10 protein-coding genes and 3 pseudogenes are annotated in these 8,792 nt (G+C 71.1%); 5 read left to right on the forward strand and 8 right to left on the reverse strand.

The genetic code is table 11. From position 1 onward, the window contains the following. Positions 1 to 58: 58 nt before the first annotated feature. Positions 59 to 454, reverse strand: a complete 396-nt coding sequence (locus ACZ43N_RS03460; protein ID WP_468094653.1) for a DUF2795 domain-containing protein — start codon at positions 452 to 454, stop codon at positions 59 to 61. 182 nt (positions 455 to 636) lie between these two features. On the opposite strand from ACZ43N_RS03460, the gene ACZ43N_RS03465 reads away from it, so the two are divergent. Next, entirely contained in the window at positions 637 to 768 is a 132-nt protein-coding gene (locus tag ACZ43N_RS03465; protein WP_468094654.1) for a hypothetical protein, read from the forward strand. A 152-nt stretch (positions 769 to 920) separates the two neighbouring features. On the opposite strand, the pseudogene ACZ43N_RS03470 reads toward ACZ43N_RS03465, so the two are convergent. Further along, positions 921 to 1,271 (reverse strand): annotated as a pseudogene (locus ACZ43N_RS03470) (sugar ABC transporter substrate-binding protein); the annotation flags it as partial. A 406-nt stretch (positions 1,272 to 1,677) separates the two neighbouring features. Here ACZ43N_RS03470 and ACZ43N_RS03475 point away from each other — a divergent pair. After that, a complete protein-coding gene (locus ACZ43N_RS03475) occupies positions 1,678 to 1,977 on the forward strand; it encodes a hypothetical protein (protein WP_468094655.1) in 300 nt (99 codons plus the stop codon). Positions 1,978 to 2,160: 183 nt separating this feature from the next. On the opposite strand, the gene ACZ43N_RS03480 is transcribed toward ACZ43N_RS03475, so the two are convergent. From ACZ43N_RS03480 to ACZ43N_RS03500, 5 genes are all read right to left on the reverse strand, one after another. Further along, positions 2,161 to 2,565 (reverse strand): alpha-L-rhamnosidase C-terminal domain-containing protein, encoded by a 405-nt coding sequence (locus tag ACZ43N_RS03480; RefSeq protein ID WP_468094656.1) that lies wholly within the window; start codon positions 2,563 to 2,565, stop codon positions 2,161 to 2,163. A gap of 27 nt (positions 2,566 to 2,592) precedes the next feature. Further along, positions 2,593 to 3,207: a TetR/AcrR family transcriptional regulator gene (locus ACZ43N_RS03485; RefSeq protein ID WP_468094657.1), complete on the reverse strand. Its 615-nt coding sequence runs from the start codon at positions 3,205 to 3,207 to the stop codon at positions 2,593 to 2,595. A 66-nt stretch (positions 3,208 to 3,273) separates the two neighbouring features. Beyond that, positions 3,274 to 4,155, reverse strand: a complete 882-nt coding sequence (locus tag ACZ43N_RS03490) for an SDR family NAD(P)-dependent oxidoreductase (protein WP_468094658.1) — start codon at positions 4,153 to 4,155, stop codon at positions 3,274 to 3,276. Between the two features lie 8 nt (positions 4,156 to 4,163). Beyond that, positions 4,164 to 5,048, reverse strand: a complete 885-nt coding sequence (locus ACZ43N_RS03495; RefSeq protein WP_468094659.1) for a short-chain dehydrogenase/reductase — start codon at positions 5,046 to 5,048, stop codon at positions 4,164 to 4,166. A 12-nt stretch (positions 5,049 to 5,060) separates the two neighbouring features. Next, positions 5,061 to 5,987 carry an alpha/beta hydrolase gene (locus tag ACZ43N_RS03500; RefSeq protein ID WP_468094660.1) on the reverse strand — a complete coding sequence of 309 codons (927 nt, stop codon included), beginning with the start codon at positions 5,985 to 5,987 and terminating at the stop codon, positions 5,061 to 5,063. A gap of 170 nt (positions 5,988 to 6,157) precedes the next feature. Between ACZ43N_RS03500 and ACZ43N_RS03505 the strand changes: the two genes are divergently transcribed. Continuing rightward, on the forward strand, positions 6,158 to 6,709 hold the full coding sequence (locus ACZ43N_RS03505) for an aldehyde dehydrogenase family protein (RefSeq protein WP_468094661.1): 552 nt from the start codon (positions 6,158 to 6,160) through the stop codon (positions 6,707 to 6,709). 11 nt (positions 6,710 to 6,720) lie between these two features. Here the strand turns inward: ACZ43N_RS03505 and ACZ43N_RS03510 are convergent. Next, positions 6,721 to 6,774: pseudogene (locus ACZ43N_RS03510) on the reverse strand (hypothetical protein); the annotation flags it as partial. Between ACZ43N_RS03510 and ACZ43N_RS03515 the strand changes: the two are divergent. Both ACZ43N_RS03515 and ACZ43N_RS03520 read left to right on the forward strand, forming a co-directional pair. Then, a pseudogene (locus ACZ43N_RS03515) lies at positions 6,772 to 7,059 on the forward strand (IS701 family transposase); the annotation flags it as partial. The pseudogenes ACZ43N_RS03510 and ACZ43N_RS03515 sit on opposite strands and share 3 nt — an antisense overlap. A gap of 207 nt (positions 7,060 to 7,266) precedes the next feature. Next, on the forward strand, positions 7,267 to 8,792 hold a 1,526-nt coding region (locus ACZ43N_RS03520), incomplete at its 3' end, for a Xaa-Pro dipeptidyl-peptidase (protein WP_468094695.1).

Below are 8,792 nucleotides of genomic sequence, written 5' to 3' on the forward strand. Positions count from 1 at the left end.
TACCCGTGAGCGGGACGGCTATGCGTCCTTGCCGTGTGCGGGTTCCGTGCCCGCCCGGTCACCCCCGTCCGTCGGCCTCCCGCCCGCCGGCCAGCGCCTGGGCGAGCTGGTGCACGGAGTCGTAGCGCGCCTTCCTCGGCAGCCGCTCCAAGGGTTCGACCAGGTTGTCCGGGGCGTGCCGGTCGCGCAGGACGCGGATCAGCTCGCCGGGCCGGGCCGGGAACGACGTACGGCCCAGAACGCGGGCCAGGTCCAGACGCAGCGCCTCCACCCGGGCGGGCGCGCGGCTCGGTGTCACCGGCCCGTGCGCGACCTCCGGGTCGTCCTCGGCGTAGGGCTCCGGGTCGTGCCACTCCTCCGTACGGGTGGGGTGCCCCGATCGGAGCAACCCCTGCAGTTCGTGCTTCATCTCGTCGTCGCGGTGGACGTTCAGCCGATCGCTGCCTCGCTGCATGACTCCCCTCCAGAGTTCGTGTGGCCCCCGCGTACCCGAGGACCCGGCGTCGACACAGGGGTCCGGCGGTCGGTTCCGGTCGCGATCCGGGGTTCCGCTTGCCGCCCGGGTTTGCCCGTCCGCGCAGGGGAGACCCGGCCGGAAGCCCCCCAGCGCACATTCCCACGGGAAGGACCGGGCTCATGGCGGTGATCGCTGTGATCATTCCGATGCTGATGCTCGGCGCCGTACTGGCGTTGGGCCGCTACGAGGAGATGGTGCTGCCGCCCATCGAGGACCCCGACCGGCCCGATCCGGTGCTACCGGCCAACTGACACGCCGAACGGGGCGCCCGGCGCCGGCACCAACGGACGAGCGCCGCCTGGCAGCCCCCGGTGCGGCCAGCAACGGGCGCCGCAATCCGGTTCCGAAGTCCCCCGGCTGACCTCAGCCGATGCCGATGCCGTGGGGGCCGCCCCGGCGGTCGGCGCGTGCCCTTCGCCGCGAAGCCGGCCACGTCGTCCACCTCGTCCTTGGCGATGAACGCCGGGCCGGTGAGGACGGGCGCCGCGCCGCCGCCGCTGACGTTGCCGTCGGTCCGGTACAGCCACAGCCCGTCGACGGCGGGATGGCCCTGAGGGCAGGGCTGCTGGTCCACGGCGAACTCGAGGTCGCCGTCCTGGACGCCCGCGCGAGGTTCTTGTCGAGGTTCTTGTCGAGGTCGAAGGTGGCCACCTCGGCCTTGCCGCCCCGTCGACACCGACTGCACGGCGGTCGGCGCGAACGGGGCGCCGAGGGTGACCACCTGTTCGACGGAGGGGTCCTGCTTGAGACTGGCTATGAGGCGAGGCTGACCGAGGGGACGGCGGGGGAGTGCCGGGGCGGCGGGGGCGGCGGGGGCGGCCCCCGGAGGGGCCGTCGGCCGCGTCACTTCTGTCGGACGAAAGGTGGGACGAGGGCGGTGCGCGGGCCCTGCGGTCGCAGGGGCCGGCGTCGCTTCCCGTCACACCATCGAGCGATGACAAGACCGACGGGACGCCACATCCCGCACTCTCAATCGAGTCCCGCCGGCACCGACGGTGTCATGGGACTGAAAGAGCCCCACTGACCCCATCAAGCGGTGATGACTGATCGGCTCGACGTCCTCTGCCGTTCGGCGGGGGCGGGTCTGGAAGCTCGGCAGACGCGTCAGGGCGTGCGGACCAGCATGATCCCAGCAACAACACAACGTCCTTGGAGGCACCATGCGCACTCGCACAGCCGCCTGCGTCGTACTGCTTGCCCTCACCGCCTTCACCACCGGCTGCGGAAGCTCCGAGAGCACCAGCAAACCGAGCAGGCCCAGCAGCACCCCGACCACCGCCGGCACCACACCGGCAGCCGCCGGCGCCGAAGACCTGAAGGCCTGTACGAAGGCCCTTGAAGCAGCACTCGATGCGGACTCCGAGGGCGAGGAGTTGAAGAAGACCGCCGAGTGCGACGGCCTCAGTAAGAGCGACTACCAGAAGGCCGCGGCTGGAGTCCTCGAGGGCATGAAAGGCTGAGACGCACTCAAGGACGCCATCGACGAAGCCTCCACGACCGCCCCAGCCCTGGCCGGCCCCGACGAGGCCGTGCACGAGCCGGCCCGACCGTCGCGGGCTGAAGGCCCCTGCGTCGCCCACACCTTCCGTTCCAGGGCCTGCGTGAGGTCATGATCAGTCAGTCGTCTTCAGTAGGTCGTTGATCTATTCGGGGGCGGACGAGGCTCGTCGAAGAAGACCGGCCAGGGCGAGGTTGGCACCCGCCGACTCTCCGGCCTCCGCGATCCTCGGAACCGTCTCGGCGGCCAGGTCGTAGGCCGCCAGGCAGTCGTCCAGACCGGCGGGGAGGGGGTTCTCGGGCGCGAGACGGTAGGCGGGAAGCAGCACGCGCGCGATGACGCCCCTGCTGTCCGGCAGGACGACGTCGGCCCTGGTGTTCGGGGGGACGACGGCCTCCACGGTGAGTTCACGCCCGGAGAGCGCCCAGGACACCTCGGCGGAGCCGTACGGCGTGTGCAGACGTGCTCCGGCCTGGGTGATACCGCCACCCGGAAGGGGAGCGATCCGCAGGGGGCGGTATCCCGGCGGGGCGTGAGCCAGGTCGGCCACCGTACGGTGGCACGGCCCGGGCGGACTTCAGCGGGCGAGCAGTCCGCGGAGAACCACCCTTTCCACAGCTGCGACGAGTTCCGTCACCTGGGAGGCGTCGGCGCGGAGTCGGTCGGCGCGCCAGGAGAGGCCGAGAACGCCGTTCATGGCGGCCCACAGCGCGGTGGCGGTGGTGACGGGATCGAGGTCGGCGGCGAGCGAGCCGTCGGCCACCCCGTCGGCCATGGCGGCGGCGAGTTTGGCGTTCTGCTCGTCGACGAGCGCGGCGACCCGTTCCAGGGCCGCTGGTTCGTCCGGCGGCTCGGCCAGCAGGCGGAACTGGTGTGGGCGCTCGGCGGCGAAGCGGACGTACGCGGCCGAGGCGGCCCTGATGCGTTCCACCGGGGTGCCCGGGGCGGCGTAGGCGTCGTCCATGTAGGTCCGGTTGTCCTCCAGTGCCCGCTCGGCAACCGCGATGAGAACGGCCGCGCGGCCGCCCACGCGGTTGTACACCGTCTGCACGGCGACATCCGCGCGTTCGGCGATCCCTTCCAAGGTGACCGCGTCGGGGCCCCCGGAGGCCAGCAGTTCCTCGGCGGCGTCGACGATGGCCGCACGGGTTGCGGCGGCCCGACGTGTCGTGCGTGTGACCTTGACTGTCATGGTCTCCGCTACTTTACGAGGTGCTCGAACGGCCGGACCCCCTGGGCCGCTTCCTTCAGCCCGGATTCAGCGGGAACCGGCCTGGTGGCGCTCATGCACCGCCGGGTCGTGCCAGCCCGACGCCGAGGCCAGGCCGAGGGCGCGCTGGACCGTCCGAGGGCGGAAACCGACCCGTTCGAGTACCGGCCGGAACAGACCGGGAGCGTTCGCGGTCAGGGTGAGGGACCTGGGGACGACGACGCGGTCCGCACGGCGCTCGATGCCGCGGACGACACCGGCGATGACCTTCTCCAGCGGCACCATCTTCCACAATCCCTTGGTGTTGCCGCCCCAGAGGGCGTGCCCGGCCGGGTCCGCGGTCACGTCGTCCATCATCGGAGTCCGGAAGAACGTGGGGTGGACGCTGCCGACACCGACACCCAGGTGGCGAACCTCCAGGCGAAGGCTGTCGCACATGGCCCACACGCCGGCCTTGCTCGCGGTGTAGGAGATCTGGAGCGGCGAGTGCACGAAGGCGGCCATGGAGGAGATCGCGAGGAGATAGCCGCGTTGGGCCTCGACGTGGGGCAGAGCCGCGCGGAAGGTGCGCCAGACCCCGTTGAGGTTGACGTCGATGACACGTTCGTAGGCCGACGGGTCGATGGTCGACATCGGGGCCATGGTGTCGATCCCGGCGCCTGCGATGACGATGTCGAGGCGCCCGAAGTGCGTGGCGGCCTCGTCCATGGCTTGCTGCAGGCCGGCGAGGTCGCGTACGTCGGCGTGCCAGCCACGGGCGACCCTTTCGTCTCCCAGGTCCTGGGCCTGGGCCGTGGTGGCCGCGAGGCTGAGGTCGAGCAGCGCGAGGTTGGCTCCGCGCCCGCGCAGCGCCCGGGCGAGGGCGGCGCCCAGGCCGCCGGTGGAGCCGGTGAGGACGACGGTGCGCCCGGCCAGGTCGTAACGGGTCATGACAGCCTCTACCTCGGTGAGTCGGTCTGCGGGGACTTGCCTGTGGGGCCGGCGGATTCCTCGAGTCGGCGCAGGAGTCGGCGCAGTTCGGGGTGGCGTTCGGCGATGAGATCGGTGACGGGGTTGAGGACGCCGCGCAGGGCCGAGAACGGTACCCACCTGCGGGGGACCATGACACGGGCCGAGCGGTTCTCGATGCCGCGGACGACGGCGTCCGCGACGCGCGTGGGGGCGATGGCCTTGCCGAGCAGGGACGGGAAGGCGATCTCGCGCATGCGGGTGGTGATGTCGTTGCTTCCGAAGGCTGCTCCAGCGATGGGTGTGTGGACCCAGCCGGGGTAGAGCACCCCGGCGCTGGCGCCGTGGATGCCGATTTCGGCGCGCAGGGCGCGGCCGAACTGCTCGACGCCGGCCTTCGACATGGCGTAGGGGGCGTTGGTCATGCCGTTGAAGTAGGCGTACACCGAAGCGGTGACCAGGACATGCCCGCGCGCCGCGATGACGTGCGGCAGTGCGGCGCGAACGGTGCGCCAGACGCCCAGCAGGTCCACTTCGACGACGCGCTCGAACATGGCCGGGTCGATGGTGGCGATCGTCGCCGGCGGATCGGCCGCGATCCCCGCGTTGGCGAAGACGACATCCAGGCCGCCGAACCGGTCGACCGTACGGTCCACCGCGTCGGCCAGTGCGGCGCTGTCGGTGACATCCACCGACAGTGCCAGTGTCCGGTCGCCGCCGAGGTCGCGGGCGAGGGCCGATGTGGCGTCGATGCCCCGGTCGGCGAGGACCACGTGGGCTCCGCGTGAGTGCAGCGTGCGGGCGGTGGCCGCACCGATGCCTCCGGCTGCGCCGGTGATGAAGACGGTCTTCCCCGCAATCGGGTAGGTGAGCATCTCGTACCTCTTTCAGGGTCTCGTGGGTCCCGGGGCTTCAGCGGGTGCGGAGCCGATGGGGAGGTGCCGCGCCAGGAAGGCGAGCTGGTCGGTGACGACGCGTTCGAAGGGCTCGCCGAGGTAGATGTCGAAGTGGCCGTCGGGGTAGAGGCGGATCTCGCCGCGCGGGGCCCTGCGGGCATGGCGCAGGGTCGGCCGCGCGGGGGCCACGCTGTCGTGCTCGCACACGCAGAACAGCACCGGGCATGCGATCTTCGCGGTCCGGCGGCCCGGCCGGTAGCGGAGGATGTCCAGGGCGAACCGCGCCGCAACCTGGTTGGAGAAGGGCGCGTCGTCGGGCACGAGGGCCAGGTAGCCGGGCTCGGCGTCCGCAGCGGTCATCAACGCGGCGGATCCGGGCGGCCCCGCCGTCGCGACCATGACGGGAGGACGCCCAAGGCGGGCGCCGACCACGTCACGGACCGCGCGGGCCATCACCTTCACCGAGGTGTCCGGGCGCATCGCCAGGGCAGAGGCGACACCGTCGGTGAACAGGCCCTGGGCGATGACGGCGGCGACGGCCGGGTCCTGGGCGGCTGTGGTCAGGACATGGCCGCCGCCGAAAGAGGTGCCCCACAGCACCACGCGCCGGGGATCGGTCTCCGGCCGGGAGCGCGCGTACGCCACGGCGGCCCGCCAGTCCTGGAGCTGTCGTCCGATGCTCAGGAGCTGGCGCGGCTGACCGCCACTGGCTCCGAAGTGCCGGTAGTCGAACACCAGGCATGCGTAACCGGCGGCGGCGAAACGCTCGGCGTAGGCGTCCAGCCGCATCTCGCGGACCCCACCGAGACCGTGTGCCATGACCACCACGGGACGCCGACTCCCGCCCTCGGGCAGGTACAGCCAGGCGTGACACTCCTGCGGCCCCGAAGGAAACGTCACATTCAATCGGTCGGTCATCGGACCTCCGTAACACCGCCCGCATCGCCGGGCTCGCGAAAACTTGGAACTGCTTCCAATGTTGGAAGTTAATCCAACATTGCGGGGCTGTAAAGCAAACCGACGGCAACGAACCCGTCACGTCTCCGCTGGGTTCTGAGCCACGCCCTGCTTCAGCGCCGCACCGGGCGATGAACGGCCGACGGTCCGAGCGCGCAGGGCGTGTCCGACCGGTGATCGCTCGGGGCCAGGCCGAGCTTGTGTCCTTTGACGTGCCGAGGGAGCGGCGCAAGCTTGCCCGCTATTCGGGCGCGGACGAGGCTTTGCGGGACGCAGCCCGCGAGGCGCGCCTGATCCCGCCGACGCTGCTGATCGACGTCCCCGACGACGCGGAGATCACCCGCGAGGAGATCTTCGGACCGGTGCTGACCATCCACCCCTACGACGATCTGGCCGAGGCGACCGCGTTCATCAACGACCGCCCGGCCGCTCCGGCGGCGTATTCGTACGGTGAGGACGGCGACGACTTCCGCCGCTTCCTGCAGCACACCACCTCCGGCGGTGTCACCCTCAACGACGGCCTCCTGCACGCCTCCCTCAGCAACGCCCCGTTCGGCGGAGTGGGAGGCTCCGGCACAGGCGCTACCTTCGGGGGCGGCGGCGACGGCGGTGACGTTGTCGGCGATGGGGCGGGGCAGCAGGTCGTCGGCGGGGGCGGGCGGCGCAGCACGGTGTTGCAGTGAGTGAAGAGCCGCTGGGCGGTGCGCGTGGTGCTGCATTGCTCACGGAGGTAGGTGTCCCCGATGATGCCGCGCGGTGCCGGGCGGCCCGCATTCCCGCCGAGCGCGGCTTTGCGACCAAGCCAGAGCTGGCCCGCACCCTGGTTCCGGACCTTCCGCCGGATGCCGGAAGAGGCCGATACCGGCTACGTCCTGGCGGTGCCGTTCCCAACAGATCAAGTCGCTGGCCGGGCTCTGGCGCATCGACCAGCTCATCGCCGACGCCGCCAGCGATGCCTGGGGGGCAGGTGCTGTCCTGCAGCGACGGCGCCAAGGGCCCGCGCATCTATGACTGGGTTCCCGCTGCGACACCGGAGTGGCTCCCGGTGATGGTCGATCGGCTCCGGCGTCCTCTGCCATTCGGCGGGGGTGGTCCGGAAGCTTGGCAGACGCCTCAAGGCGTCCGGACCGGCGACGTTGTGCGCATGACTCAGACGGAGTTCTCGCACGAAACGCCACCTCCACGGCACGCGATCATCGCGACCGTGCCCGCGGTCGTTGGGCCGCCTCCGCCTCCGCCTATGCAGAGACGCACGCGCTTCACGATCTACAGAACGTACGCGACCGCGTCCGTGGCCGCCCTGCTGGCCGCCTTCCTCACCCCGGCGGCGGCCCAGGCCGCCCCCGCCCCGAAGGAGAGCCGACCGGTCTACTCCTACGCCCATGCCGTCCGTGAGTCCGTCTGGGTGGACACCGGCCTCGACAGCGACCGTGACGGGACCAACGACCGCGTCGCCGCCGACATCGTCCGGCCCCGCGAACCTGCCCGGCAGGGCCGCAAGGTCCCCGTCATCATGGACGCCAGCCCGTACTACTCCTGCTGCGGGCGCGGCAACGAAGACCAGAAGAAGACGTACGACACGCGCGGGCGCGTCAGCCGGATGCCGCTGTTCTACGACAACTACTTCGTTCCCCGCGGCTACGCCTTCGTCGGCGTCGACCTCGCCGGCACCAACCGCTCCGACGGGTGCGTCGATGTCGGCGGCCGCAGCGACGTCCGGTCCGCGAAGGCCGTCATCGACTGGCTGAACGGCCGCGCCAGGGCCTACACCAGCCGCCGCGGCGGCACCGCCGTCAAGGCGACCTGGACCAACGGCCGCACGGGCATGATCGGCAAGAGCTGGGACGGCACCATCGCCAACGGCGTCGCCGCCACCGGCGTCAAGGGCCTGAAGACCATCGTCCCGATCGGCGCCATCTCCTCCTGGTACGACTACTACTTCGCCAAGGGTGCCCCGCTGTCCGAGTTCGGCCCCGACTGGCTGTCCTTCGCAGTGCAGAGCGACGACGCCTCCAGGCACTGTGCGGCCATGGAGCGCAAGCTCATCAACGGGGCCCCGCGCAGTGGTGACTGGACGCCACTGTGGACCCGGCGCGACTACGTCAAGGACGCGGCGAAGGTACGCGCGAGTGTGTTCCTCGTGCACGGGACGCAGGACCTCAACGTCCGCGCCAAGCACGTCGGGCAGTGGTGGGCAGCCCTCGCCAAGAACGGCGTCGAGCGCAAGATCTGGCTCTCGCAGACCGGTCACGTCGACCCCTTCGACTTCCGGCGCGCCGACTGGGTCCATACCCTGCACCGCTGGTTCGACCACGAACTCCTCGGCTACGACAACGGCATCGACCGTGAGCCCATGGCCGACATCGAGCGCCGACCCGACCAGTGGGTCACCTCGAACGTGTGGCCGCCGCGCGCCACGCACACCACCACCCTTCACCCGGCCACCGGAAATCGGCCGGGCGTGGGGACCCTCGGCCTGAGCAAGGGCACCGGCACCGAGAGGTTCACCGACAACCGGGCGCGCAGCGAAACCGACTGGGCGGCACACATCGGCAGCACGACGCCCGAGAAGGCCGGCTTCCTGACCAAGCCACTCACCAGCGACCTGCGTCTGTCCGGCTCCTCCAAGGTCACCGTCACCGCCACCCCGACCACGTCGACGGCTCACCTGTCCGCCGTCCTCGTCGACCTCGGCCCCGCCACCATCCGGGACTACGCCCACAAGGCCGAGGGCATCACCACCCTCACCAACCGCACCTGCTGGGG

It is taken from the genome of Streptomyces sp. NPDC030814 (assembly GCF_055572155.1).

Bases quoted from the DNA above. Each gene is read 5' to 3' on its own strand.
- ACZ43N_RS03460 (WP_468094653.1), bottom strand. From the start codon at position 454: ATGCAGCGAGGCAGCGATCGGCTGAACGTCCACCGCGACGACGAGATG.
- ACZ43N_RS03465 (WP_468094654.1), top strand. From the start codon at position 637: ATGGCGGTGATCGCTGTGATCATTCCGATGCTGATGCTCGGCGCCGTA.
- ACZ43N_RS03475 (WP_468094655.1), top strand. From the start codon at position 1,678: ATGCGCACTCGCACAGCCGCCTGCGTCGTACTGCTTGCCCTCACCGCC.
- ACZ43N_RS03485 (WP_468094657.1), bottom strand. From the start codon at position 3,207: ATGACAGTCAAGGTCACACGCACGACACGTCGGGCCGCCGCAACCCGT.
- ACZ43N_RS03490 (WP_468094658.1), bottom strand. From the start codon at position 4,155: ATGACCCGTTACGACCTGGCCGGGCGCACCGTCGTCCTCACCGGCTCC.
- ACZ43N_RS03495 (WP_468094659.1), bottom strand. From the start codon at position 5,048: ATGCTCACCTACCCGATTGCGGGGAAGACCGTCTTCATCACCGGCGCA.
- ACZ43N_RS03500 (WP_468094660.1), bottom strand. From the start codon at position 5,987: ATGACCGACCGATTGAATGTGACGTTTCCTTCGGGGCCGCAGGAGTGT.
- ACZ43N_RS03505 (WP_468094661.1), top strand. From the start codon at position 6,158: ATGAACGGCCGACGGTCCGAGCGCGCAGGGCGTGTCCGACCGGTGATC.